Source organism: Burkholderia cepacia GG4 (assembly GCF_000292915.1).
Lineage (GTDB): Bacteria > Pseudomonadota > Gammaproteobacteria > Burkholderiales > Burkholderiaceae > Burkholderia > Burkholderia cepacia_D.
Genome location: NC_018514.1, coordinates 113,052 through 137,624, shown reverse-complemented (window position 1 = coordinate 137,624; position 24,573 = coordinate 113,052). Strand labels below are relative to the sequence as shown.

At 67.3% G+C, this 24,573-nt stretch carries 24 protein-coding genes and 1 pseudogene; 13 read left to right on the top strand and 12 right to left on the bottom strand.

Features of this window, described 5'->3' with window-relative positions; translation table 11 throughout:
- Positions 1-11: 11 nt before the first annotated feature.
- Positions 12-1,256, bottom strand: coding sequence for a sarcosine oxidase subunit beta family protein (locus tag GEM_RS16400; protein WP_006480591.1), 1,245 nt, complete (start codon positions 1,254-1,256; stop codon positions 12-14).
- 16 nt (positions 1,257-1,272) lie between these two features.
- Entirely contained in the window at positions 1,273-2,658 is a 1,386-nt protein-coding gene (locus GEM_RS16395) for an L-serine ammonia-lyase (RefSeq protein WP_014898475.1), read from the bottom strand.
- A 261-nt stretch (positions 2,659-2,919) separates the two neighbouring features.
- Here GEM_RS16395 and GEM_RS16390 point away from each other — a divergent pair, with 261 nt between their 5' ends.
- The 8 genes from GEM_RS16390 (at position 2,920) to denD (ending at position 11,112) form a co-directional block, all read left to right on the top strand.
- Entirely contained in the window at positions 2,920-3,987 is a 1,068-nt protein-coding gene (locus tag GEM_RS16390; protein ID WP_014898474.1) for a GlxA family transcriptional regulator, read from the top strand.
- A gap of 200 nt (positions 3,988-4,187) precedes the next feature.
- Positions 4,188-4,892, top strand: a complete 705-nt coding sequence (locus GEM_RS16385; protein ID WP_014898473.1) for a FadR/GntR family transcriptional regulator — start codon at positions 4,188-4,190, stop codon at positions 4,890-4,892.
- A gap of 80 nt (positions 4,893-4,972) precedes the next feature.
- Positions 4,973-5,863 (top strand): L-threonate dehydrogenase, encoded by an 891-nt coding sequence (gene ltnD, locus GEM_RS16380; RefSeq protein WP_014898472.1) that lies wholly within the window; start codon positions 4,973-4,975, stop codon positions 5,861-5,863.
- A 19-nt stretch (positions 5,864-5,882) separates the two neighbouring features.
- Positions 5,883-7,169 (top strand): 3-oxo-tetronate kinase, encoded by a 1,287-nt coding sequence (otnK, locus tag GEM_RS16375; RefSeq protein WP_014898471.1) that lies wholly within the window; start codon positions 5,883-5,885, stop codon positions 7,167-7,169.
- On the top strand, positions 7,169-7,807 hold the full coding sequence (locus GEM_RS16370; RefSeq protein WP_014898470.1) for an aldolase: 639 nt from the start codon (positions 7,169-7,171) through the stop codon (positions 7,805-7,807). The genes otnK and GEM_RS16370 overlap by 1 nt, the downstream gene beginning before the upstream one ends.
- Positions 7,808-7,945: 138 nt before the next feature.
- Entirely contained in the window at positions 7,946-9,271 is a 1,326-nt protein-coding gene (locus tag GEM_RS16365; RefSeq protein ID WP_014898469.1) for an MFS transporter, read from the top strand.
- A gap of 64 nt (positions 9,272-9,335) precedes the next feature.
- Entirely contained in the window at positions 9,336-10,112 is a 777-nt protein-coding gene (otnI, locus tag GEM_RS16360) for a 2-oxo-tetronate isomerase (protein ID WP_014898468.1), read from the top strand.
- 28 nt (positions 10,113-10,140) lie between these two features.
- Positions 10,141-11,112: a D-erythronate dehydrogenase gene (gene denD / locus GEM_RS16355; RefSeq protein ID WP_014898467.1), complete on the top strand. Its 972-nt coding sequence runs from the start codon at positions 10,141-10,143 to the stop codon at positions 11,110-11,112.
- Between the two features lie 67 nt (positions 11,113-11,179).
- On the opposite strand, the gene GEM_RS16350 is transcribed toward denD, so the two are convergent.
- Genes GEM_RS16350 through GEM_RS31865 form a run of 3 tightly spaced genes read right to left on the bottom strand, consistent with a single transcriptional unit; the run spans position 11,180 to position 13,758 of the window.
- The gene (locus GEM_RS16350) at positions 11,180-12,271 is read right to left on the bottom strand and encodes a lysylphosphatidylglycerol synthase domain-containing protein (protein ID WP_014898466.1); all 1,092 of its coding nucleotides are present in this window, start codon (positions 12,269-12,271) and stop codon (positions 11,180-11,182) included.
- Positions 12,268-13,437, bottom strand: a complete 1,170-nt coding sequence (hpnI, locus tag GEM_RS16345; RefSeq protein ID WP_014898465.1) for a bacteriohopanetetrol glucosamine biosynthesis glycosyltransferase HpnI — start codon at positions 13,435-13,437, stop codon at positions 12,268-12,270. The genes GEM_RS16350 and hpnI overlap by 4 nt, the downstream gene beginning before the upstream one ends.
- A 54-nt stretch (positions 13,438-13,491) precedes the next feature.
- Positions 13,492-13,758: a hypothetical protein gene (locus GEM_RS31865; protein ID WP_187293265.1), complete on the bottom strand. Its 267-nt coding sequence runs from the start codon at positions 13,756-13,758 to the stop codon at positions 13,492-13,494.
- A gap of 357 nt (positions 13,759-14,115) precedes the next feature.
- Between GEM_RS31865 and GEM_RS16335 the strand changes: the two genes are divergently transcribed.
- Positions 14,116-14,643, top strand: a complete 528-nt coding sequence (locus GEM_RS16335; protein ID WP_014898464.1) for a cytochrome b — start codon at positions 14,116-14,118, stop codon at positions 14,641-14,643.
- Between the two features lie 267 nt (positions 14,644-14,910).
- On the opposite strand, the gene GEM_RS16330 is transcribed toward GEM_RS16335, so the two are convergent.
- Together GEM_RS16330 and GEM_RS16325 are read right to left on the bottom strand one after the other, a co-directional pair.
- Entirely contained in the window at positions 14,911-15,189 is a 279-nt protein-coding gene (locus GEM_RS16330) for a DUF4148 domain-containing protein (RefSeq protein WP_014898463.1), read from the bottom strand.
- A gap of 73 nt (positions 15,190-15,262) precedes the next feature.
- Positions 15,263-15,607 (bottom strand): DUF4148 domain-containing protein, encoded by a 345-nt coding sequence (locus GEM_RS16325; protein ID WP_014898462.1) that lies wholly within the window; start codon positions 15,605-15,607, stop codon positions 15,263-15,265.
- 265 nt (positions 15,608-15,872) lie between these two features.
- On the opposite strand from GEM_RS16325, the gene GEM_RS16320 reads away from it, so the two are divergent.
- From GEM_RS16320 to GEM_RS16310, 3 genes are all read left to right on the top strand, one after another.
- Positions 15,873-16,562 carry an aspartyl/asparaginyl beta-hydroxylase domain-containing protein gene (locus GEM_RS16320; protein ID WP_014898461.1) on the top strand — a complete coding sequence of 230 codons (690 nt, stop codon included), beginning with the start codon at positions 15,873-15,875 and terminating at the stop codon, positions 16,560-16,562.
- Between the two features lie 58 nt (positions 16,563-16,620).
- Positions 16,621-16,890, top strand: coding sequence for a MoaD/ThiS family protein (locus GEM_RS16315; RefSeq protein ID WP_014898460.1), 270 nt, complete (start codon positions 16,621-16,623; stop codon positions 16,888-16,890).
- 63 nt (positions 16,891-16,953) lie between these two features.
- Positions 16,954-18,102, top strand: coding sequence for a WD40/YVTN/BNR-like repeat-containing protein (locus GEM_RS16310; RefSeq protein ID WP_014898459.1), 1,149 nt, complete (start codon positions 16,954-16,956; stop codon positions 18,100-18,102).
- 45 nt (positions 18,103-18,147) lie between these two features.
- Here the strand turns inward: GEM_RS16310 and GEM_RS16305 are convergent, their stop codons facing one another.
- Positions 18,148-19,071, bottom strand: a complete 924-nt coding sequence (locus GEM_RS16305; RefSeq protein WP_014898458.1) for a LysR substrate-binding domain-containing protein — start codon at positions 19,069-19,071, stop codon at positions 18,148-18,150.
- A 146-nt stretch (positions 19,072-19,217) separates the two neighbouring features.
- Here GEM_RS16305 and GEM_RS16300 point away from each other — a divergent pair, with 146 nt between their 5' ends.
- Positions 19,218-19,643, top strand: coding sequence for a PACE efflux transporter (locus GEM_RS16300; protein WP_014898457.1), 426 nt, complete (start codon positions 19,218-19,220; stop codon positions 19,641-19,643).
- Positions 19,644-19,765: 122 nt separating this feature from the next.
- On the opposite strand, the gene GEM_RS16295 is transcribed toward GEM_RS16300, so the two are convergent.
- The 4 genes and pseudogenes from GEM_RS16295 to GEM_RS16280 all read right to left on the bottom strand — a co-directional run.
- Entirely contained in the window at positions 19,766-20,713 is a 948-nt protein-coding gene (locus GEM_RS16295; RefSeq protein ID WP_014898456.1) for a choline ABC transporter substrate-binding protein, read from the bottom strand.
- Between the two features lie 109 nt (positions 20,714-20,822).
- A complete protein-coding gene (locus tag GEM_RS16290) occupies positions 20,823-21,821 on the bottom strand; it encodes a GlxA family transcriptional regulator (RefSeq protein ID WP_014898455.1) in 999 nt (332 codons plus the stop codon).
- A gap of 109 nt (positions 21,822-21,930) precedes the next feature.
- The gene (gene choW / locus GEM_RS16285) at positions 21,931-22,827 is read right to left on the bottom strand and encodes a choline ABC transporter permease subunit (RefSeq protein WP_014898454.1); all 897 of its coding nucleotides are present in this window, start codon (positions 22,825-22,827) and stop codon (positions 21,931-21,933) included.
- Positions 22,820-24,277: pseudogene (locus tag GEM_RS16280) on the bottom strand (quaternary amine ABC transporter ATP-binding protein); the annotation flags it as partial. The pseudogene GEM_RS16280 and the gene choW, both read right to left, overlap by 8 nt.
- Positions 24,278-24,573: the final 296 nt, after the last annotated feature.

The window sequence follows — 24,573 nt, the reverse complement described above, 5'->3', positions numbered from 1 at the left end:
GGTCGTCGGGTTTAGTGCGCAACGGCAGCGGCGCCGTGCTCGTCGATCAGGTGGCCCGTGTAGAAGCGGTCGAGCGCGAACGGCGCGTTCAGCGGATGCGGTTCGTCGCGGGCGATCGTGTGTGCGAACACCCAGCCCGAGCCCGGCGTCGCCTTGAAGCCGCCGGTACCCCAGCCGCAGTTGAAATAGAGGCCCTTCACGTCGGTCTTGGTGATGATCGGGCACGCGTCCGGCGACACGTCGACGATGCCGCCCCACTGACGGTTCATTCGCACGCGCGAGAACACCGGGAACATCTCGACGATCGCCTGGAGCGTGCTTTCGATGATGTGGAAGCTGCCGCGCTGGCCGAAGCCCGTGTACTGGTCGATACCCGCGCCGATCACGAGGTCGCCCTTGTCGGACTGGCTGATGTACGCGTGCACCGCGTTCGACATGATCACCGAGTTGACCACCGGCTTGATCGGCTCGGACACCAGCGCCTGCAGCGGGTGGCTCTCGATCGGCAAACGCACGCCGGCCATGTCGGCGAGCGTCGTCGTGTTGCCGGCTGCGACCACCGCGACCTTCTTCGCCTTGATGAAGCCCTTCACCGTGTCGACGCCGACCACCGCGCCGCCTTCGCGGCGAATGCCCGTCACCTGGCAGTTCTGGATGATGTCGACACCGGCGCGGTCCGCGCCGCGCGCGAAGCCCCAGGCCACCGCGTCGTGACGCGCGACGCCCGCACGGCGCTGGATCGATGCGCCGAGCACCGGGTAGCGGCTGTTCAGGTTGATCGTCGGCTCGATTTCCTTGATCTGCGCGGGTGTCAGGAATTCGGCATCGACGCCGTTCAGCCGGTTCGCGTTCACGCGGCGCTCGGTGTCACGCACGTCCTGCAGCGTGTGCGCGAGGTTCATCACGCCGCGCTGGCTGAACATCACGTTGTAGTTCAGGTCCTGCGACAGCCCTTCCCACAGCTTCATCGCCTTCTCGTACAGCGCAGCCGATTCGTCCCACAGGTAGTTCGAGCGCACGATCGTCGTGTTGCGCGCGGTGTTGCCGCCGCCGATCCAGCCCTTCTCGAGGATCGCGACGTTCGTGATCCCGTGCTCCTTCGCGAGGTAGTACGCGGTCGCGAGGCCGTGGCCGCCGCCGCCGACGATCACGACGTCGTATTCCTTCTTCGGTTCCGGGCTCTTCCACTGCTTCTCCCAGTTCTCGTGATACGAGAGGCCGTTGCGGAACAGGCTGAATATCGAGTAGCGGCTCATGTTAGTGATCCTTCGTTTAGCATTCGATGACGTTCACGGCAAGACCGCCGCGCGACGTTTCCTTGTATTTCGTCTTCATGTCGGCACCCGTCTCGCGCATCGTCTTGATCACCGAATCGAGCGATACGTAGTGCTGGCCGTTACCCTTGAGCGCCATGCGCGACGCGTTCAGCGCCTTGATCGCGCCCATCGCATTGCGCTCGATGCACGGGATCTGCACGAGCCCGCCGACCGGATCGCAGGTCATGCCGAGGTTGTGCTCCATGCCGATCTCGGCCGCGTTCTCGACCTGGTCGGGCGTGCCGCCCATCACCGCGGCGAGCGCGGCGGCGGCCATCGAGCACGCGACGCCTACTTCGCCCTGGCAACCGACTTCCGCACCGGAGATCGACGCGGTTTCCTTGTAGATGATCCCGATCGCTGCGGCCGTCAGCAGGAATTCGACGATGCCGGCTTCGTTCGAGCCCGGTACGAATTTCACGTAGTAGTGCAGCACCGCGGGAATCACGCCGGCCGCGCCGTTCGTGGGCGCGGTGACGACCCGGCCGCCCGCCGCGTTCTCCTCGTTGACGGCCATCGCATACAGGTTGACCCAGTCGAGCATCGACAGCGGATCGCGCAGCGACTCTTCCGAACGCGCCCGCAGGCGCCCGTTCAGTTCGGCCGCGCGGCGCTTCACGCGCATCGGGCCCGGCAGGTCGCCCTCGACCTTGCAGCCACGCTCGACGCAGGCAGCCATCGTGCGCCAGATCGCCAGCAGCCCCGCGCGCACTTCGTCGGCCGGACGCAGCGCGGATTCGTTACGCAGCATCAGCTCGGCGATCGACAGCCCGTGTTCGCGGCACTGGCGCATCAGGTCGTCACCGGTACGGAACGGATACGGCACTTCGGCGGCAGCGCGCACGCCGTTCACGCGATCGCCGTCACGGTTCACGACGAAGCCGCCGCCGACCGAGTAATACTCTTTCTCGACCAGCAGCTGGCCGTGCTCGTCGAACGCCTGGAAGCGCATCCCGTTCGGGTGCACGATGCTCGTGCCGCTCATCAGCTTGCGATAGAAGCCGATGTTCTCCTTCTCTTCGAAGCGGATCGCCTGCTTGCCGAGCAGCGACAGCGACTTCTCCGCGCGGATCTCGGCGAGCCGCGGCTCGATCAGGTCCGGATCGATCGTGTCCGGCAGATGGCCCTCGAGGCCGAGCAGCACCGCCTTGTCGGTGCCGTGGCCCTTGCCCGTTGCACCGAGCGAGCCGTATAGTTCGACCCGCACGCGGCGCACGAAGCCGAGCAGGTTCGCGTCCTCGATGTGCGACGCGAAGCGGCACGCGGCGATCATCGGGCCGACCGTGTGCGAACTGGACGGGCCGATACCGATCTTGAACAGGTCGAACGCGCTGACGTTCATCTGGCTTCCTCTGGGTAGGCGTACGTGAAATGTCGTTGGCATCAGTACATCAAAGCGTAAAATTGGCCGATAGAACAAAAACGGCATCGGCGTGGGATAGCGCCGCCAAGCCCCGTGCAGGACGGTCCGAAAGTGCGTTTTGGCGATGGTTCGCGACGCAAAAGCACAAGTCGACCGGCGTTGGCAGCGCCCGGCAGACCTGCCCGCAAACAGAGTGAAACGAGTGAGACCCGCCTTCCCGGCGTGACGAGATTGACCGTGATGACACCCGACGTACCCGCCTCCCCCCTCGCCGAACCCGCGCCGCAGCGCATCCGTTTCGGCATCGTGCTGCTGCCGAACTTCACGCTGACGGCCTTCTCGGGTTTCGTCGACATGCTGCGGCTGTCGGCCGACGACGGCGACTACAGCAAGCCCGTGCGCTGCGCGTGGAGCGTGATCGGCGAAACGCTCGCGCCGGTGCGCGCGAGTTGCGGGATCCAGATCACGCCGTGGGAAACCTTCGACGGGGCCGAGCCGTTCGACTACGTGGTCGTGGTCGGCGGGTTGCTGCATTCGGGGCCGCAAGCCGGCCCCGAAACGCTCGAGTTCATCCGCCGCGCGGCGGCGGGCGGCGCGACGGTGGTCGGGATCTGCACGGGCGTGTTTACGCTGATGCGCGCGAACGTACTCGACGGCTACCGCACCTGCGTGAGCTGGTTCCACTACTGGGATTTCATCGAGCGCTTCCCGAGCGCCGATCCCGACCTGCTGATCGCCGATCGCCTGTTCGTGATCGACCGGCGCCGGATCACCTGCTCGGGCGGGCGCGCGTCGATCGACGTCGCCGCCGCGATCCTGCTGCGCCATTTCGACCATGCGACCGTGCAGAAGGCGCTGCGCATCCTGCTCGTCGGCGAGATGCAGAAAGGCAATGCGCCGCAGCCGCATCCGCCGGGCCTCGAGCCAGCCACGCACCCGAAGGTCAAGCGCGCGATTCTCCTGATGGAACAGCACGTCGGGCGCGCGCTGCCGCTCGAGGAGCTCGCGTGCAAGCTCGACATGTCGACGCGCCAGCTCGAGCGGCTGTTCAAGGCCGAGACGGGCAAGAGCCCGCAGGCGTTCGCGAAGCAGGTGCGGCTGCGCACGGCCGCGTGGCTGCTGACCAGCTCCGACCGCACCGTCGCCGATATCGCGTCGAGCTGCGGGTTCGCCGACGCGTCGCACCTCGGTCGCGAGTTCCGCAAGCAGTTCGGCGTGCCGCCGGCGACCTATCGCGAGCGTGGCGGGGACGCGGCGGAAGCCGGCGCGCCGATGGTGGCCGATCCCGTCGAAGACATCGCCGACTGACGATCGCGCGCGGCCCCGCGCGCACCCTCCCGTTCCAGACCGAGCGCCGAACCGCGCACGATCACTGCATATTCACACCGATTGGAACCGGTTCCAATCAAATTGACCGATGTTGCGAGCCGTTGAGCGAGGGTTATCCCGGATGCTGGCGCACGTTCAAATTTGTATGATGACCACATCACCTTACAAACCTGAGCGCCATGTTCGAGAAAATTCCCGCCCGTGCGATGAGCGACCACGTCGCGCAGCAACTGCTGAAGCAGATCGAAGCCGGCAGTTTCTCGGCCAGCGGCAAGCTGCCGACGGAAGCCGTGCTCGCGCAGGAATTCGGCGTGAGCCGCACCGTGATCCGCGAGGCGATCTCGCGGCTGAAGAACGAAGGCGTGGTCGAGCCGCGCCAGGGCAGCGGCGTGTACGTAAACCAGCACGGCGCGATCCGGCCGCTGCGGATCGACTACGCGGAAGCCGTCGAGGCGAGCTCGCTGCCGCACCTGCTCGCGGTGCGTCGCGCGATCGAGGCTGAAGTCGCGGCCGAAGCCGCGCTGCACCACACCGCCGACGACATGGCCGACATCGACGACGCGCTGCGCAAGATCGACGATGCCGTGGCCGAAGGGCGCGACGGCGTCGCGGAAGACGTCGCGTTCCACCGCACGATCGCGGCCGTCACCGGCAACCCGTATTTCCTGAAGACGCTGCAGTTCCTGAACCAGTACCTCGAGGCCGGCGTGAAGGTCACGCGGCGCAACGAAGCGACGCGCGAGGATTTCTCGCGGCAGGTGCGCGAGGAACACGCGGCGATCGCCGACGCGATCCGTGCGCGCGACCCGATGGCGGCGCGCAACGCGGCGCGCACGCACATGTACAACGCCGCCCGCCGTCTCGCGGAAGCCGGCATCTGCTGAATGCCGAGTGCGGCGGCCTGAGCTGAAAGCGCGCCCGCCGTCGCTGTCCCGAACCCCTCCCGAATCGATCAAGGTTGACCATGTCACGAAATATTGGAGTCATCGGCCTCGGCGCGATGGGCCTCGGCGTCGCCCGCTCACTGCTGCGCGCAGGATTCCGCGTGCACGCCTGCGACGTGCGCGACACCGTGGTGCAGGCGTTCGCGGCCGAAGGCGGCGTGCCCTGCGCGAGCCCGGCCGAACTCGGCGCGCGGTGCGACGTCGTCGTCACGCTCGTCGTCAATGCCGCACAGACTGAAACGGTGCTGTTCGGCGAGCACGGCGCGGTCCCGGCGATGAAGCCGGGCGGCGTCGTGATCGCGAGCGCGACCGTCGCGCCCGACTTCGCGGTCGCGCTCGGCGCGCGCATCGAGGCCGCGGGCCTGCAGATGCTCGATGCGCCGGTGTCCGGCGGCGCCGCGCGCGCGGCCTCGGGCGAGATGACGATGATGACGTCGGGCCCCGCGGCCGCGTATGCGGCCTGCGACGACGTGCTCGCCGCAATCGCCGGCAAGGTGTATCGCCTCGGCGACACGCACGGCATCGGCTCGAAGGTGAAGATCATCAACCAGCTGCTGGCCGGCGTGCATATCGCGGCGGCCGCCGAGGCGATGGCGCTCGGCCTGCGCGAAGGCGTCGATGCCGACGCGCTGTACGACGTGATCACGCACAGCGCCGGCAATTCGTGGATGTTCGAGAACCGCGTGCCGCACATCCTGAACGGCGACTACACGCCGCTGTCGGCCGTCGACATCTTCGTGAAGGATCTCGGCCTCGTGCTCGATACCGCGCGCCGCAGCAAGTTCCCGCTGCCGCTGTCGGCCACCGCGCACCAGATGTTCATGAGCGCGTCGAGTGCCGGCCACGGCGGCGAGGACGATTCCGCCGTGATCAAGACTTTCCCCGGCATCACGTTGCCGCCCGCCCGCTGATTCGAACCACGCACCCGACATGACCGCTTCCGCTTCCCGTCCCCTGCTCGGCTGCATCGCCGACGATTTCACCGGCGCGACCGATCTCGCGAACATGCTCGTCAAGAGCGGCATGCGTACCGTGCAGACGATCGGCGTGCCCGCCGGCGGCGCACCGATCGATGCCGACGCGATCGTCGTCGCGCTGAAGTCGCGCACGATTCCTGCCGCCGATGCCGTCGCGCAATCGCTTGCCGCCTACGCATGGTTGCGCGCGCAAGGGTGCCGCCAGTTCTTCTTCAAGTATTGCTCGACGTTCGACTCGACCGACGCAGGCAACCTCGGGCCGGTGGCCGACGCGCTGCTCGATGCGACCGGCGGCGGCTTCGCGATCGCCTGCCCGGCGTTTCCCGAGAACGGCCGCACGATCTTCCGCGGCCACCTGTTCGTCGGCGACGCGCTGCTGAACGAATCGGGGATGGAGAACCACCCGCTTACGCCGATGAAGGACGCGAACCTCGTGCGCGTGCTGCAGCGGCAGACCCGATCGCAGGTCGGCCTGATCCGCTACGACACGATCGCGCAGGGCGCGGTCGCCGTGCGTGCACGCATCGACGCACTGCGCGCGGAAGGCGCGCGCTTCGCGATCGCCGACGCGCTGTCGGATCATGACCTCCACGTACTCGGCGAAGCCTGCGCAAGCCTGCCGCTCGTCACCGGCGGCTCGGGCGTCGCGCTCGGCCTGCCGGAGAATTTCCGGCGCGCGGGGCTGCTGCCCCAGCGCGACAACGCGGCATCGCTGCCGCGCATCGACGGGTTGTCCGCCGTGCTCGCCGGCAGCGCGTCGAAGGCGACCAACGCACAGGTCGCCGCGTGGCACGACAGCCGGCCGAGCTTTCGGATCGATCCGCTCGCGGCAGCGCGCGGCGAGCCCGTCGTCGACGCAGCGCTCGTCTTCGCGCGCACGCACCTGCCGCAGCCCGTGCTGATCTACGCAACCGCGACGCCCGACGAAGTGAAGGCTGTCCAGCAGGCGCTCGGCGTCGAAGCGGCCGGCCATCTGGTCGAGAGCACGCTCGCGGCGATCGCCCGCGGCCTGCGCGAACTCGGCGTGCGCAAGTTCGTCGTCGCCGGCGGCGAGACGTCCGGCGCGGTCGTGCAGGCGCTCGACGTGAAGTCGCTGCAGATCGGCGCGCAGATCGATCCGGGCGTGCCGGCCACCGCCACCATCGACGCACAGCCGCTCGGCCTCGCGCTGAAGTCCGGCAACTTCGGCACGGTGGACTTTTTCGACAAGGCGCTGCGCGCGCTCGACGGAGCGGCATGATGAGCGACGAAGCGAAACTGCGCGAAGAGATCTGCGTCGTCGGCGCGAGCCTGTATGCGCGCGGCCATGCGGTCGGCAGCGCCGGCAACATCAGCGCGCGCCTCGCCGACGGCTGGCTGATCACGCCGACCGACGCGTGCCTCGGCCGCCTCGACCCGAACGACATCGCGAAGGTCGGCCTCGACGGCCAGCCGGTATCCGGCGGCAAGCCGTCGAAGACGCTCGCGTTGCATCGGGGCATCTACGCGCGCAACGCGGCAGCGAACGGCGTCGTCCACACGCATTCGACGCACCTCGTCGCGCTGACGCTCGCGGGCGTATGGCGCGACACCGACGTGCTGCCGCCGATCACACCGTACTACGTGATGAAGGTCGGCCACGTTCCGCTGATCCGCTATCGCCGCCCCGGCGACCCGGCCGTCGCGGCCGAAGTCGCGGCACTCGCCGGCCAGGTGCGCGGCGTGCTGCTCGAGCGCCTCGGTCCGGTGATGTGGGGGCCGTCGGTGTCGCATGCGTCGTATGCGCTCGAGGAGCTCGAGGAAACCGCGCGACTGTGGCTGATGACGAACCCGAAGCCCGAGCCGCTGTCGGACGCCGCGCTCGACGAACTGCGCCAGACCTTCGGCGCGCGCTGGTAACGCAACGCGTCGCGCGCATATCACGCAGGACTACACACCGATTCCCATGCCCGCCGTGTGCGCGGGCCCTTCCGTCAGCACACACACACGATCCGGCGGCGTACGCGCCGCCGGCACACGATATTCCTGGAGACGACGATGACTGCTCTCGACGCGGCCGCAAGCCGCTCGCCCGCCGCGCCCGCCCAATCGGGCGAGCTCGACCGCACCTACAAGAAAGTGTTCTGGCGCATCGTGCCGTTCCTGATGCTCTGCTACGTGGTCGCGTATCTCGACCGCGTCAACGTGGGTTTCGCGAAGCTGCAGATGTCGCAGGATCTCGCGTTCAGCGAAACCGTGTTCGGCCTCGGCGCGGGCATCTTCTTCCTCGGCTACTTCCTGTTCGAACTGCCGAGCAACATGCTGATGCACCGCATCGGCGCGCGCATCTGGATCGCGCGGATCATGATCACGTGGGGCCTGCTGTCCGCGGTGTTCGCGTTCGTGAAGACGCCGACGCAGTTCTACGTGCTGCGCTTCCTGCTCGGTCTCGCGGAAGCCGGCTTCTATCCCGGCGTGATCCTGTACCTCACGTACTGGTTCCCGTCGCATCGCCGCGCGAAGATCATCGCGGTGTTCATGTCCGCGATTCCGGTGTCGGGCATCTTCGGCAATCCGCTGTCGGGCTGGATCATGGCGCGCTTTCACGGCGGTTCGGGCTTCCATGGCTGGCAATGGATGTTCGTGATCGAAGCCGTGCCGGCCCTGCTCGTCGGCATCGCGACGATCCTGTATCTCGACAACGGCATCCGCAGCGCGAAGTGGCTCGACGAACGCGAGAAGCAGCTGCTGGAGGAAGAAATCGCCGCGCAGCCGCAGGAACAGCAGCAGCACGGCCATTCGCTGAAGGCCGTGTTCTCCGACCCGCGGATGTGGTGGATGTCACTGATCTACTTCGCATTCGTCACCGGCCAGTACGGCCTCACGTTCTGGATGCCGACGCTCGTCAAATCCACCGGCATCACCGATACGTTCCAGATCGGCCTGCTGTCGGCGATTCCGTTCCTCGTCGCGATCGTCGTGATGAACCTGTTCGGCCATAGCGCGGACAAGCGCCGCGAACGTCGCTGGCACCTGATCGTGCCGGCGCTGATGGGCGCGGTCGGGTTTGCGGTCGCCGCGTCGTACTCGCACAATACAGCGGTGTCGATCGTGTTCCTGTCGCTCGCGGCGGGCGGCGTGCTGACCTGCGCCCCGCTGTTCTGGTCGCTGCCGACCGCGTTCCTCGCCGGCTCCGCCGCAGCCGCAGGGATCGCGATCATCAACTCGGTCGGCAACCTCGCCGGGTTCGCGAGCCCGTACGTGATCGGCTACCTGAAGGACGTCACGCACAGCACGTCGTCCGGCATGTACGTGCTCGCCGCGATGCTCGTGATCGGCGCGCTCGCCGTGTGGCTCACGCCCGCGAAACTCGTGAACCGCTGAGCCTGCCGACCTTCGACGCGGGGCGCCATGCGCCCCACCCCATTCATTCACAGGATCCGCTGCCATGCCCCGCTTCGCCGCCAACCTCTCGATGATGTACACCGAGCATGCGTTCCTCGAACGCTTCGCCGCTGCCTCGTATGACGGCTTCAAGGCCGTCGAATACCTGTTCCCGTACGACTTCGCCGCCGAGGACATCCGCGCACGCCTCACCGCGCACGGCCTCGAACACGCCCTGTTCAACGCGCCGCCCGGCGACTGGGCCGCCGGCGAACGCGGGATCGCGTCGCTGCCGGGTCGCGAGGACGAGTTCCGGCGCGGCATCGACGAGGCGCTCGACTATGCGCGCGTGCTCGGCAACAAGAAGCTGCACGTGATGGCCGGGATAGTCCCGCCGGGCGCCGACCGCGCGCGTCATCGCGACACCTACGTGGCGAACCTGCGGCATGCGGCGCAGGCCGCCGCCGCGCACGGCATCACGGTCCTGATCGAGCCGATCAACCAGCGCGACATGCCCGGCTATTTCCTGAGCCGTCAGGACGACGCGCATGACATCCGCGCGGAAGTCGGCGCGCCGAACCTGAAGGCGCAGTTCGACTGCTATCACTGCCAGATCGTCGAGGGCGACCTCGCGATGAAGCTCAAGCGCGATTTCGCGGGCATCGGCCACATCCAGATCGCCGGCGTGCCCGAGCGCCACGAGCCGGACATCGGCGAACTCAACTACCCGTATCTGTTCGAGCTGATCGACGCGCTCGGCTACGACGGCTGGATCGGCTGCGAGTATCGCCCGAAGGCCGGCACGTCCGAAGGCCTCGGCTGGCTCAAGCCTTACCTGTAATTCCCGTTTTCCTGAGAGGGTGAAGAACATGAAAGTACTGATCACCGGCGGCGCCGGCTTTCTCGGCCAGCGTCTCGCGCGCAAGCTGCTCGAACGCGGCGAACTGACCGGCCCCGACGGCCGGACCGGCAAGATCGACGAGCTGGTGCTGCTCGACGTCGTCAAGGGCAGCGATTTCGACGACGCGCGCGTGACGTCGATCGTCGGCGACATCGCCGATCGCGCGGTGCTCGAAAGCGCGATCGATACGCAGACGGGCGCGATCTTCCACCTCGCGGCGATCGTCAGCGGGCAGGCCGAAGCCGATTTCGATCTCGGCATGCGGATCAACCTCGACGCGTCGCGCACGCTGCTCGAGGTGTGTCGCGCGCGCGGCCATCGTCCGCGCGTCGTGTTCACGAGCTCGGTGGCCGTCTACGGCGGCGTGCTGCCCGATGTCGTCCAGGACGACACCGCGCTGAATCCGCAATCGTCGTATGGCGCGGAAAAGGCGATCGCCGAGCTGCTGCTGTGCGACTACGCGCGGCGCGGCTTCGTCGACGGCCGCGTGCTGCGGCTGCCGACCATCAGCGTGCGGCCGGGCCGCCCGAACGCGGCCGCATCGTCGTTCGCGAGCGGCATCATCCGCGAGCCGCTGAACGGCGAGGAAAGCGTGTGCCCGGTGCCGGGTTCGACGCGGCTGTGGCTGCTGTCGCCGCGCGGCGCGATCGAAGCGCTCGTCGCGGGCTGCGAGCTCGACAGCGCGAAGCTCGGCAACAAGCGCGTGATCAACCTGCCCGGCCTGTCGGTATCGGTCGACGAGATGATCGCGGCGCTGCGCGAAGTCGCGGGCGACGACGTCGTGAAACTGATCCGCCATGCGCCGGACGAACGGGTCGAGCAGATCGTCGGCAGCTGGCCGGGCCGCTGGGACACGACGCGCGCGGAAGCGCTCGGCCTGAAGGGCGATACGTCGTTCGCGGACGTGATCCGCAGCTACCTCGCCGACAACCGGCGTTGATGGCCGCCGCCAAGCGGGGATGGGGCTGCCCCGCACCCGCTTGGCAGGCGCGCGGTGTGGGGCCGCATCAGTGCGGCCCGGAGGATTTTCCGATGTGCAGCGGCGCGCACTTCGTGTCACGCGGCCGCGGTGTCGAACCGGCCGCCCATTGCCACGCCAGCAGGCCCGGCAGATAGATCAGCAGGTCGCGCACCCGGCGCGCGCCGGCCAGCGCCAGGCAGGTCGACGCGTCGAACCCGAGCAGCCCGCCAATCAGTACGAATCCGCCCTCCTGCACGCCGAGCCCGCCCGGCATCAGGAACGCGATGCTGCTCAGGAGCTGGATCAGCGCCTCGATCGCGAGCGCCTGCGCGAACGTCGGCTCGGCGCCGAGGAAGCGCAGCGCGAACCAGATTTCCAGCGCATGCCCGGCAAACTGCAGCGTCTGCCAGATCGTCAGGTAGCGCACGACGATACCAGTCTTCCGCCAGATCATCCGGATCGACTGATCGGTGCGCGCCGATTCGCCGACCAGCGCCACCACCTTCCCGCTCGTGATGCGGTTGAGCGCACGCATCGCCCGCTCGAACGGCCGCGCATGCTGCACCAGCGCGAACAGCAGCAGCACCGGCACCAGCGCCGCCATGGCGATCGCGAGATGCGCGGCCACCCGCGCGGCATCGGACGAGACCCGCTCGAGCACATAGCCGATCGCGATCAACGCGAATACCAGCTGGCTGATCAGCGTCAACTGCATGTCGGCGACGAGGCTCGCCACGATGGTCGCCGGCCGCACACCCGCCTGCCGCAGCAAGCTGAACGACACGAGTTCGCCGCCGATCCGCGCGACCGGCAACAGCCCGTTGATCGACTCGCGAATCCAGACGAGCTTCAGCATCGCGGCGAAGGACGGCCGGCGCCGGCCGAGGATCAGCATCCGCCAGTCCCATGCATTCGCGAGCATCGGCAGGACATGAACCAGTGCGGCGATCACCAGCCCGGCGCCGGCCGCCTGCAGGCGATGCAGGACGGTCAGCGGATGCTCGCGCCAGATCAGCCATACCGCAATGGCCAACCCGATCAGCGCAGCCGCGCGCGCCGCATGCCGGAGCCGCGCATCCCCGCGCGCGGGCGGCTGCTCCGCGCGCGTGTCGCCCGGGTTCGGGGTCCGTTGCGTCATGATTCGCCCACCGGCGACAGCATGCCCGCGCGGTCGACGCGAAAGCGCGTGCCGCGCCAGACGACATGCGACGAAAAAAAGCTCGACACGAAGATCACGAACTGCAGGATATCCACGAACGGCAGCCAGATTGCGCCGCGCATGCCGGTGCCGGTGGCACGGTTCGTCCTGAGCACCAGCCACGCCCGCGCGGCGAGCGCCGCAGCCGTCAGCCAGCAGGCGGCGGGCACGCCGCCAGACAGCAGCACCGCCAGCAGCGCGAGCGGCACCGGATGCATCAGCACCGAGCCGGCGTGACCGGGCCGGTCGGCCGCGCGGATGGTGCGGCTCCAGCGCAACTCATGCGCGTACAGCGACGCGAACGTTTCCTCCACGCACGCATGCCCGACGACGAACGGCGGGATCGCGACATGAGCGCCCCGCTCCCGCACCGCCTCGCCGAGCGCGTGATCCTCGGCCAGGTGATGCGCGAAGCGCGTGAGCCCGCCGATGCGCTCGAGCGTCGCGCGCGTGATCGCAATCGTCTGGCCAAAACACGGCCGCGCGCGCCCGATCGAGAGCCCCGTGACGACCCCGGGCAGGAAGTGGAAATTCGTCATCGCAGCCGCGACGCCGGGCCAGAAGCCCGGCGATGCGACGCCGCGATACACGCTCGTCACGATCCCGACATTCGTCTGCTGTAGTGCGCCGACGACGGCGCGCAAATAATCGGGCTCGACCAGCACGTCGCTGTCGGCAAGACAGAGCACTGAATATTCCGCGTGTTCGAGCATGTTGACGAGATTGGCGATCTTGCGGTTCGGCCCATAAAGCCGCGCGTCCGCGACAGCCTTGATGTTCGCGTGCGGATAGCGTGCGCGCAGCGCGTCGACGGCCGCGAGCGCGGCGTCGCTCGCATCGTGCACGCCGAACAGGTGCTGAACCGGCCCAGGATAATCCTGCACGAAGAAACTTTCGAGATGCTCTACCAGATGCCACTCGTCGCCGTGCAGCGGCTTCGCAACGGTGACCCCCGGATAGTCGCGCGGCGCTGCCGCCGCCCGGGAAAAAAACCTGCCGATCAACACACTCGCCGCGACAGTGTAGGCAATGCCCAGCAGCGCGCCCGTCCCGCAGGCGATCGACATTGCCCAGCCCAACCCGTGCAGCACATGCAGCAAAACCATGCTTTCCCCTCGTGATTGCCCCCGCGATCTCGGCACCGGGACCAACAGACGCGCTCATACGGACACGCGATCGAATCGATTTCCGTCGAACCGGATGTGAAGGGCGACCAGCAGACGGTACGCGCAATCAGATGACACAACTACCATGCGGCGATCGATTCCGGTCACGCGCGCGGGTCCGCACACGACCGCCGCCGCGACTTCCACGCTGGCCGGCTTACGGGCCGAAAGAATGGCGGCCCCGAACGCAACGAAGGTTCGGACGGGAAACACCATCGTGGTGAAAAACGCTGCGGGCACGCGCAATGCGGGCAACGACACGAGTACGACGCATTGAATGAAGCTGCAGGGCAGCGCTCGATCGTCGCCGGTGCCATGGCGAAGCACCTCCCGTGCGAGCCGCGCTGATCGATCTGAAACCGAATTGAAGGGGAACGGAGAATGCAGATGAAATGTCGTGGCCGATGGTAGACGGGATGCCGGCGGCGCGAACAACCATCCTGCGAAACCGTTCGCGCGTTGGCAGGTGCTCGTGTGGTGCGCTACCCGCCCGGAGCGATGGCGCACGGCGCATGACCTGACGAACCCGATGCGCGGCCGCGTGCTTAACGTTTCGTTAAGAAACCGGCCGTAGAATCCACCGGAAGATACGATCCCCACCGCTCGCCAGGAGCTCGCATGTCTAAACCCGCCCGATATGACGCAGTCGCCCGCCTTCTTCACTGGTTGATCGTGGCGCTTGTCGTCACGCAGTATGTGATCGGCTGGACGATGCCCGATGTTCATCGCGATACGCAACCGGTCGGCCTGATCGCCGCGCACCTGATCGTGGGTACCGCGCTGCTTGCCGCGATGGCTTGTCGCGTGCTCTGGCGCGTGACGCATCGTCCGCCCGCCGACGCACTGTCGCCCGTGATGCGCACCGTGTCCGGCGCAACGCATGTCGCACTCTACGCACTGCTGATCGCAGTGCCGTTGCTCGGCTGGATCAATGCGTCGTCGCGTGCATGGGCCGTGACGCTGTTCGGTATCGTCCCGCTGCCGGCGCTGTCGGCGGCCGGATCGGGCTTCGGGCACGCAATGGGCGACGTGCACGGCATCCTCGCGTGGGTCCTGTTCGGCGGCATCTGCCTTCACGTCGCGGCCGCGGTCGCGCATCGTTTCGTCCTGCGCGACCAGGTCATGCAACGGATGATGCCCTGGTAATCCCGCCACCCGCATCCGGGAACCCCATCGCGGGCAGGCGTCCGGCAATGGCGGATCGCGATCTCGCCTGCATCGCGGCTCATCCTGCGATCGACCTGCCCGCCCATCGGATTCGGGCAACGAGATGATCCCGGCGCCGCGCGAAGCGGCGCGCGATCGACGGCATGGCCGTCCGTGCGGTTCGACCAGGTCGCGTGCCGCGAACGGCATGCGTATTGCCGTATCGCGAACACGACGACCTGAAAATGCACACGGTCATATCGGCACCTAATTGCCGAGTTGTGCCGGCATACCGGGGGCCGGCGCATGCGCGGCAGCCGAAGCCGCCATCCTCGCCCGATCCTGCTCGGCGAGCTTCGCTTGCGCGGCCTGAATGTCCGCCGGATATTCGCCGTCGTCGCCCTTCGACGGATCGTACCCGGCCGCTTCCAGACGAATCAATTCCTCGCGGACCTGCGCACGCGTCAGCGGCGCGGTCGATTGCGCGAATGCAGACTGACCGGCCAGCGCGCCGACAATCATCAGTAGTGCGATATAAGTTTTCATGATGAACTCCTTCAATGTGTTCCGTGTCGATCAACCGTGGTGAATCTCGAACCCGTCGCAGCGGGCCGCTACGTCAACTGCCGAAATAGGGCGTGCAGAAGCTTTCGGGGCCCACGCACGCGGCTGAACGCGGGTGCGGCGGCAGTACCGCCGGCCTTCCCGCATCGGAAGACGCTGCCGGATCGCTGCCGACCGCGGTCTCCGCCTGATGCAGCTGCATCTGTTCGACCTGCCGCTGGAATAGCGGGCTCACGTCCGGATACGACGTATCGGTCACGAAGCGCAGCCCGTGATTTTCCGCGTCGATCAGTTCCTGCCTGACCTGCGCGCGCGTCAGTTCCTGTGCCGACGCTTGCGTCGCGGCACCCGCGACGGACATCGCCGCCACTGCGGCGGCCACCAGCCAATGCGTGTTCATGTTTCACTCCTTCAGAAGTCAACGAGACGACGTGCTACATCCCGTATGACGACGCAAGGTGTGCGTTTATTCCCGCTCTCGTTTGCCATCGCAGGTCCGCGCGCGTCGCGCTGCCGGGCACGGTGCCTCCCCGTTTTTCCGGCGTGCCGGCGCCATCCGTTCATCCCGCTGTCATTCGTTCGTCAGCCGGCGTAACCTGACGTAACGCAGGCCCCGCCGCGCGTGGGGCAGACTTGACGACACCTTGTGGATCGCCCTATCGATCATGTCCGTCGCTTACGACTACGCAGCCGGCCTGCTTCGCACGCTGTACGACCGCCATATCGACGGTGGCGCGGTGCTCGACCCGGCCACGTTCCCCGATGCCGCGCGCTTCGTCCGTGCGTGGCCCGCGATCCGAGCGGAGGCGCTTGCCGTTGCGCGCGACCTGCCGCGCATCCCGCGCTTTCACGAAATCATGCGCGAGCAGCACGACATCTCGGCCAACGATGCGCGCGACTGGCGCATGTTCATCATGCAGGCTTACGGCCAGCCGTTCCCGCGCAACCTGTCGCGCTGCCCGACCGTCGCATCGATCGTCGCAGCGTCGCCGGACGTGCTGTCCGCATCGCTGTCGTTCCTCGCGCCGGCCAAGCACATCCCGCCGCATCGCGGGCCGTTCCGCGGCATCCTGCGCGGCTATCTGGTGCTGTCGATGCCGAAGCGCGCGGACGGCACGCCGGCCGCGGTGCTGAAGATCGACGGCCGCGAATACCGGCTCGACGAAGGCCGCTTCCTGCTGTGGGACGACACCTTTGTGCACGAGGTGTGGAACGACAGCGACGAAGTGCGGATCGTGCTGCTGCTCGATATCCGCCGGCGCGACATGCCGCGTTTGCTGACGTGGCTGTCGAATGCGGTGATCGGCGTCGTGCGGCTCGGGATCCGGGTGCGGGGGCGCTCGATTCCGGTTTAGCAAACCGTCGCCTACACTACAGACCGTCCCCTCCGCGCGGCGCCTGCCCGCCCCTGTCATGGCGCATCTCTTCTTCGCCGCTTCGATCCAGCGGCACATCGAAACGCCCGAGCGCGACATCGACGCACGGACGCTCGGCGAAGCGCTCGAAACCGTCTTCGGCGAGCAGCCGCGGCTGCGCGGCTATATCGTCGACGATCAGGGCGCGCTGAGAAAGCACCTGTCGGTATTCATCGACGGCCAGCCGGTACGCGACCGGCAACACCTGTCCGATGCGCTCGGCGACGCCAGCCGCGTGTATGTCGTGCAGGCCTTGTCGGGCGGATAAGGGGACGTATCCGCACCGACGCAGGCGCGCAACGGAGCACGGCGCCTACTGGAGACATCCGACATGAACGACCGACTGCTCGTCGCGACCCGCAAGGGCCTGTTCGTGCTGCAACCCGACGGCAACGGCGGCTGGTCGCTCGGCGAGCCGCACTTCATCGGCGAACCGGTCAGCATGGCGCTGGCCGACCCGCGCGATGGCACGCTGTATGCGGCGCTCAATCTCGGCCATTTCGGCGTCAAGCTGCATCGCCGGCACGCCACTGCCGCCGCATGGGAAGAATGCCCGGTGCCGGTCTATCCGCCGCAGCCTGCCGACACACCGCGCGCCGACGCCAGCGCCCATGCCGGCGCGGGCGGCGCGGACGACGCAGCGCCCGCGCCACCCCGCCCGCCCTGGACGCTTCAGCAGATCTGGTCGCTCGAAGCCGGCGGCGCCGACCAGCCGGGCGTACTGTGGGCCGGCACGATACCCGGCGGCCTGTTCCGCTCCGACGACGGCGGCGATTCGTGGGTACTCAACCGCGCACTGTGGGACCGCCCGGAGCGCCCCGAGTGGTTCGGCGGCGGCTACGACGCTCCGGGCATCCACTCGGTGATGGTCGATCCGCGCGACAGCCGACACGTGACGATCGGCGTTTCGTGCGGCGGCGTCTGGCAGACTGTCGACGGCGGCACGACCTGGCGCGTCAGCGCCGACGGCATGGAAGCCGACTACATGCCGCCCGAGCGGCGCGGCGAGCCCAACGTGCAGGACCCGCATCGTGTCGTCCAGTGCGCGGCCAACCCGGACGTGCTGTGGGCCCAGCATCACTGCGCGATCTTCCGCTCGACCGACGGCGCCGCGCACTGGCGGCGGATCGAAGCGCAGCCTTCGAGCTTCGGTTTCGCGGTCGCCGTGCATCCGAAGGAACCGGATACGGCCTGGTTCGTGCCGGCCGTGAAGGATGCGTGCCGGATTCCGGTGAACGGCCGGTTCGTCGTCACGCGCACGCTCGATGGCGGCCGCAGTTTCGAGTCGCTGTCGAACGGCCTGCCGCCCGCGCCGGTCTATGACCTCGTGTATCGGCACGGGCTCGCGGTGGACGATTCCGGCACGCGTCTCGCGATGGCGTCGACGACGGGCGGGTTATGGACCTCCAATGACGGCGGCGAGAACTGGCGGCAGGTGTCCGCGCATTTGCCGCCGGTGTATTGCGTGCGTTTCGGGTAACGACGCGCGTGCACCGCAGCGCAATGCACGCGCCGGACCTTTGCGTCACGCGCCCGACGTGATCCGCTCGACCGCCACACGCGTCTGTGCGATTTCCGCTTCGAGCCAGTCGAGAAACCGCCGCACCTGCGGCTCGCGTTCCCTGCCGGGCCGGCACAGCGCGACGAAACGCGCGCCGGCGAGCCGCACCGACGGTTCGATCGGCGCCAGCGTGCCGCGCTCGACGTGCTCCGCGACCAGCACGGAGCTGAGCAGCCCGATACCCTGCCCGTGCAGCACGGCCTGCAGCGCGTAATGCTCGTCGTCGTAATGGCGGAACACCGCACGCTCGAGCCACGCGTCGCGGTCGGCGGCACGACACCACGAAGCCCAGTCGACCGACACGGGCAGCGGCGTATCCCACGCGGTCTCGATCAGTTCGAGGCGCTTTTCCAGACGAAGCGCACCGACGTCGCACGCCGCATACGCGCCGAAAAACTCGTCGATCAGCGCGATCTCGTGCAGCGCGGGGAACGTGCGCGACGTCGCGCGAATCGCGAGATCGATCCGCGCATCGCGTTCGAGATCGACGAGCGCGTTGCCGGTCTCGACCTTGATGTGCAGTTGCGGATCGACACGGCGAAACCGGCCGAGCCGCGGAATCAGCCACATCGCGGCGAAGGCGGGCGTGGTGGTCAACACCAGCGTGCGCGCATCGGTCGCGGCGGGCCGCACCGCGTCGAGCCCGCGGCTCAACGCAAGCAACGCGTCGTGGCACGCGCGAAACAGGTGCTCGCCCTCTTCCGTCAACCGCACGCCGCTCGCGCCGCGCTCGAACAGCAGCACGCCGAGCCGCGTTTCGAGCGACTTGATCTGGTGCGATACGGCGGCCGGCGTCACCGACAGCTCGTCGGCGGCCGCCTTGAACGTGCGCAGCCGCGCGGACGACTCGAATACACGCAATGCGGTCAGGGGAATTTTCGAGAACACGGGGCCTCACGGGCCGGTGCGGCCGGGTTGAATTCGATTCAATCCGGGTGAGATTAGGTGAATTGAAGCGGGTGTGCAACGCGGGTAGCCTTGCGGGACGTCGCGGCACGGGGCCGCGGCGGCAACCGTCAATCCGGAGAAACAACGTGCAAGGCCTACCGCGCAGGATCACGCAGGCGGTGCTCTACGAAGCGATCGCCATTTCGTGCATCTCGCCCGTGATCGCGGCGCTCTTCAAGCAGGACCTGGTGGTTTCGGGCGCGCTGTCGGCGACGATGTCGGCGATCGCGATGCTGTGGAACATGATCTTCAATGCGCTGTTCGAGCGCTGGGAAGCGTCGCGCCGGCAGCCGAAGCGTACGCCCGGCAGGCGGATCCTGCATGCGACCGGGTTCGAGGGCGGGCTGATCTTCATCCTGGTGCCGGTCGTGTCGTGGTGGCTCGACATCTCGTGGTTCGACGCGTTCGTCGTCGATATCGGCTTGTTCGCGTTCTTCTTCTGCTACGCGTTCGTGTTCCAGTGGGCGTTCGATCGCGTGTTCGACGTGCCGGCGGCGACGAAGGGGTCGTGACGGCTTGTGCCCGCAAGCAGTCCCCTCAAAGCGACGCGGCCCGCCCGCACGATGCGGGAGGGCCGCGTTTCGTCACGCCGGCACGCCACGTGCTTCGGTCGGCGCGCCGTTCGTCTCGCCGCTCAATGCACGCCGAGATACGCCTTCACCGCCGGCAGGCCCGGCTTGCCGTCGATCGTCGTCACGCCGGCCAGCCACTTGTCGAGCGATTGCGGGTTCGCCTTCAGCCACTCGGCGGCGGCCTTGTTCGGGTCTTCCTTGTTCATGATCGGCACCATCACGTGGTTTTCGATCGACGTCGTGAACTGCAGGTTCGACACGAACTTCGCAACGTTCGGGCAGCGCTGCGCGTAGTCCGGCGGCGTGGCCGTCAGCACCTTCGCTTCGCCATAGTTCGGGCCGAACACGTCGTCGCCGCCGGTCAGGTAGTCGATCTTCATCTGCACGTTCATCGGATGCGGTTCCCAGCCGAGGAACACGATCCACTGCTTGTCGCGAGCCGCGCGATTCACTTCGACCAGCATCCCCGCCTCGCTCGACTCGACGAGCTTGAACTTGCCCAGGCCGAACTGGTTGGCGTCGATCATCTTCTTGATCAGCGCATTGCCGTCGTTGCCCGGCTCGATCCCGTAGATCTTGCCGTTGAGCTTGTCCGCGAACTTCTGGATGTCGGCGAACGACTTCAGACCGCCCTGGTACACGTAGTCGGGCACCGCGAGCGTGTATTTCGCGCCGGTCAGGTTAGGCGTCGCGAGCACCTTGATCGTGCCGGCCTTCTGGAACGGCTGGATGATCGGATCCATCGTCGGCGACCAGTAGCCGAGGAACACGTCGATCTGCTTGCTCTTGATGCCGGCGAACGTGATCGGCACCGACGCGATCGTCTTGGTCGGCGCATAGCCGAGCCCCTGCAGCATCGTCGATGCGAGGCCGGTGGTGGCCGCGATGTCGGACCAGCCGACGTCCGCGAAGCGCACGTTCTTGCACACGGGCGGGTCGGCCGCATAAACCGCCGACATCGGCGCGGCTATCCCGATCCCGCATACCGCTGCGATCAATAGGCGCTTCATCTGTCTTCTCCTCAAAGTGACGTCGTTTTCATGGGTGCGGGATCGATGGTTGAAGCCGCGCGCCGCGATCCCGGCGGCGTCGCGGACCGAATGGTTCGTGTTACCCGCGTCAGCGCCCCGGCAGCCGGCGCTCGTAGCTCGGCGCATGACCGAACTGCGCGCGGTACGCCTTGCTGAAGTGACACGGCGAATGGAACCCGCATGTGGCCGTCACGCGCGCGATCGACGCGTCGGTCGTGCGCAGCAGGTCGCGCGCGCGTTTCAGCCGCAGCGTCAGGTAATAGTGGGTCGGCGACACGTTCAGGTACACCTTGAACATCCGCTGCAAATGCCGCTGCGACAGGCGCACGAGCCGCGCGAGCTCCTCGAGCGACAGCGGCTCCTCGATGTTCGCCTCCATCAGCCGTACGACTTCGATCAGCTCCGCGCGCGAGAAGCCGACGCGTGCATCGACCGGAATCGGCTGCGTGTCGGTCGAGCTGCGGATGCGCTCGAGGATGAACTGCTCGGACACCTGCGCGGCGAGCTGCTGGCCGAAACGCATGCCGACGAGGTTCAGCATCAGGTCGAGCGGCGCGGTGCCGCCGGTGCAGGTGAGCCGGTCGCGATCGACGACGAACAGTTCGTCGGCGAACCCCACTTGCGGAAACTCCGCATGCAGCGCGGACAGGTTCTCCCAGTGCACGGTGCAGCGATAGCCGTCGAGCAGCCCGCCCGACATCAGCGCATACGCGCCCGTGCAGATGCCGCCGAGCGGCATCCCGCGTTCGGCGAGCGCCGCGAGCGTGTCGCGCGCGCCGTCGTCGACCACGTCGCGGATCCGAATCCCGCCGCACACGATCATCACGTCCGGCAGGTTCGTGTAATCGAGCGCCTGGGTCGGCCGCACCGCGATGCCGTTGCTGGCATGCACGGGGGCACCGTCGAGCGAGTAGATCGACCACTGGTAATGGTCGGCTCGGCCGACGTAGTTCGCCATCCGAAGCACTTCTACCGCGCTCGAGAACGCGATCATCGAGAAATTCGGCAGCGTCAGGAAGCCGAAATGGGCGAGGGACGAAACCGGTGAAACGCAAGCGGCGGGCGCGACAGCGGCGGCGGACGTCACATCGGGCTCCAGACGAACGGGTTGCAGGGGGCCAGCCCCGCGGCAAACGCCGCGGAGGCCGTGATCGAATCAGGGAAGGCGGCCGGAAGACGAACCGGCCGCCAGCGGGTCAGGCCTGCAGGGGTGCTGCCTTCGCGCGGAACAGTTGCTTCAGGCCCGAGAACAGCGGTGCCTTCGCGGTGCCCGGCGCGCGGCCGAAGCTTTCGGTGATGCGGTCGAGAATGATCGCCAGCAACACCACCGACAAACCGCTCTCGAAGCCGAGGCCGATGTCGAGACGCTGGATACTCGCCAGCACATCGTTGCCGAGACCGCCCGCGCCGACCATCGACGCGATGATCACCATCGACAGCGCCATCATGATCGTCTGGTTCACGCCCTGCATGATCGACGGCAACGCATTCGGGAACTGCACCTTGTACAGCAGCTGCCACGGCGTGCAACCGAATGCCTGGCCGGCTTCGACGATCTCGCGGTTCACGTGACGGATACCGAGGCTCGTCAGGCGCACGGCCGGCGGCATCGCGAAGATCACCGTCGACAGGATCCCCGGCACGCGGCCGAGACCGAACAGCATCGCGGCCGGAATCAGGTAGACGAATGCGGGCATCGTCTGCATCAGGTCGAGGATCGGGCGCACGGTCGCGGCCACCCATTTGCTCTTCGCGGCCCAGATGCCGAGCGGAATGCCGAGCACGAGGCTGATGATCGTCGACGACAGCGTGAGGCCGAGCGTGATGACCGTCTGGTCCCAGAAGCCCGTCGCGAAGATCAGCAGCAGCGATGCGGTCGTGAACAGCGCGAAGCGCCAGCCCACGCGCCACAGTCCGACGCCGATGAAGATCGCCATCATCAGCCACATCGGGATCGCCTGCAGGCTGTGCTCGACGAATGCGGCGAGACCCTCGATCGCGCGGCCGATCGTATCGAACGTCGCCGCGTCATGGTCGAGCAGGTAGTGAACGGACTGGTCGACCCAGGTACCGAGCGGAATCATTTCAGACATGGGAGCCTCGCGAACGCGTGATGGCCTTCAGGATAAGTGCGCGGTCGACCGAGCCGCAGTAGCAGCCGTCGTCGTCGACCACGGGCAGCGCATTCGGGCTCGCGACCACGCGCGCGACGACATGTTCGAGCGACGCGTCGCGCCGGATGCTTTCGATCGGCCGCACGGACGGCGTGGCCTGACCGATCGCATCGCGCGTGACGAAACCGCGAAGCTTGCGTTGGGCGTCGAGCACGAATGCGTATTCGGCACTGCCGTTCAGCGTCGCCGCGACGTTCGCGGCATCGCACTTCGATACGATCGGCACGGCGCCCGTCTGCATCAGGTCGCCGGCAGTGAGGTAGCGGCTGGTGTCGATCCCGTCGAAGAACGCGCGCACGTAGTCGTCGGCCGGGTTCGCGATGATGTCCTGCGGCGTGCCGACCTGCACGAGCCGGCCGCCTTCCATGATCGCGATGCGGTTGCCGATGCGCAGTGCCTCCTCCAGATCGTGCGACACGAACATGATCGTGCGGCGCTGTTCCTTCTGCAGTTGCAGCAGCACGTCCTGCATTTCCCGGCGCTTGAGCGGATCGAGCGCGGAGAACGCCTCGTCCATGATCATCAGCGACGGGTTCACGGCCAGCGCGCGGGCAAGGCCGACGCGCTGCTGCATCCCGCCCGACAGCTCGGACGGCAGCTTGTGCGCGAACGGCGCGAGACCGACCTGCTCGAGCACTTCCATCGCACGGCGCTCGCGCTCCTTCTTGCCGACGCCCGCGACCTCGAGGCCGAACGCGGCATTGGACACCACGGAGCGATGCGGCATCAGCGCGAACGACTGAAACACCATGCTCATGTCCTTGCGGCGCAGCGCGGTCAGCGCGGAGCGGCGTGCCGACGCGACATCGAGCCCGTCGATCAGCACCTTGCCGGCGCTCGGCTCGACCAGCCGGTTCACGAGGCGGATCAATGTGGACTTGCCGGAGCCGGACAGGCCCATCAGCACGAATATTTCGCCTTCCTGCACGTCGAACGATACGTTGTGCACGCCGACGACCTGACCGGTACGCTTGAGCACATCGTCTTTCGTCGCGCCAGCGGCGAGCATGTCGAGCGCCTGTTGCGGATTGCTTCCAAACACCTTGCACAGACCTTCGACCACGACCTTGGGGGCATCCATCGAAACCTTCTCCTCGTGTAGCGGGGACTCACGCGTCTCATAGCGTGCCTACATAGTTGCCAGAAAAAACCCCGACCTGCCGACGAATTACGACAAACGCTTGCGCAAATACGACACACCCTCCGGCCCCGCCACGCGGGCTGCGGCACGCGGCAACACCCGATTGCGGCGACGCAATACGCGCACGGCCAGCAACGACGGGCATCGCGTGCCGGACTTGTGCGTAGCAGCGTGACGCGCGAACGGCGACTTTTTGCACTTATGCGCATCGGGCCCTGGTCGCTTTGCGACAATTTCACGTCCGATCGGACTGTGTCGCCGGGCATGACCCGCCGTAAAAGCATGACCGTACGAAAATCCGCCCGCGCGAACGCGCGACAGCCACGTTTCGCGCCCCGCCCGCAACCCAGAAAATCCCGCATGGCCGCTGTGATACATTGCCGTCAACCACACTGATCGCGACGTCGCGGCGCGCCGGGCGCACCACGCGGCGCCGGCGGTGCGCGCATGCCGGTTCGCCTGCCGGACATGCCGAAACAGCCTCGATCGAGCCACGCGCCGATCGAAGGACGATAACGAAATAA

Coding starts and splice junctions, on each gene's coding strand:
- GEM_RS16330 (WP_014898463.1), bottom strand. CDS start 15,189: ATGAAAACTTATATCGCACTACTGATGATTGTCGGCGCGCTGGCCGGT.
- denD (WP_014898467.1), top strand. CDS start 10,141: ATGAAAGTACTGATCACCGGCGGCGCCGGCTTTCTCGGCCAGCGTCTC.
- GEM_RS16325 (WP_014898462.1), bottom strand. CDS start 15,607: ATGAACACGCATTGGCTGGTGGCCGCCGCAGTGGCGGCGATGTCCGTC.
- GEM_RS16320 (WP_014898461.1), top strand. CDS start 15,873: ATGTCCGTCGCTTACGACTACGCAGCCGGCCTGCTTCGCACGCTGTAC.
- GEM_RS16310 (WP_014898459.1), top strand. CDS start 16,954: ATGAACGACCGACTGCTCGTCGCGACCCGCAAGGGCCTGTTCGTGCTG.
- choW (WP_014898454.1), bottom strand. CDS start 22,827: ATGTCTGAAATGATTCCGCTCGGTACCTGGGTCGACCAGTCCGTTCAC.
- GEM_RS16315 (WP_014898460.1), top strand. CDS start 16,621: ATGGCGCATCTCTTCTTCGCCGCTTCGATCCAGCGGCACATCGAAACG.
- otnK (WP_014898471.1), top strand. CDS start 5,883: ATGACCGCTTCCGCTTCCCGTCCCCTGCTCGGCTGCATCGCCGACGAT.
- GEM_RS16365 (WP_014898469.1), top strand. CDS start 7,946: ATGACTGCTCTCGACGCGGCCGCAAGCCGCTCGCCCGCCGCGCCCGCC.
- GEM_RS16350 (WP_014898466.1), bottom strand. CDS start 12,271: ATGACGCAACGGACCCCGAACCCGGGCGACACGCGCGCGGAGCAGCCG.
- GEM_RS16395 (WP_014898475.1), bottom strand. CDS start 2,658: ATGAACGTCAGCGCGTTCGACCTGTTCAAGATCGGTATCGGCCCGTCC.
- GEM_RS16295 (WP_014898456.1), bottom strand. CDS start 20,713: ATGAAGCGCCTATTGATCGCAGCGGTATGCGGGATCGGGATAGCCGCG.
- GEM_RS16335 (WP_014898464.1), top strand. CDS start 14,116: ATGTCTAAACCCGCCCGATATGACGCAGTCGCCCGCCTTCTTCACTGG.
- GEM_RS16385 (WP_014898473.1), top strand. CDS start 4,188: ATGTTCGAGAAAATTCCCGCCCGTGCGATGAGCGACCACGTCGCGCAG.
- GEM_RS16370 (WP_014898470.1), top strand. CDS start 7,169: ATGAGCGACGAAGCGAAACTGCGCGAAGAGATCTGCGTCGTCGGCGCG.
- ltnD (WP_014898472.1), top strand. CDS start 4,973: ATGTCACGAAATATTGGAGTCATCGGCCTCGGCGCGATGGGCCTCGGC.
- otnI (WP_014898468.1), top strand. CDS start 9,336: ATGCCCCGCTTCGCCGCCAACCTCTCGATGATGTACACCGAGCATGCG.
- GEM_RS16390 (WP_014898474.1), top strand. CDS start 2,920: ATGACACCCGACGTACCCGCCTCCCCCCTCGCCGAACCCGCGCCGCAG.
- hpnI (WP_014898465.1), bottom strand. CDS start 13,437: ATGGTTTTGCTGCATGTGCTGCACGGGTTGGGCTGGGCAATGTCGATC.
- GEM_RS16400 (WP_006480591.1), bottom strand. CDS start 1,256: ATGAGCCGCTACTCGATATTCAGCCTGTTCCGCAACGGCCTCTCGTAT.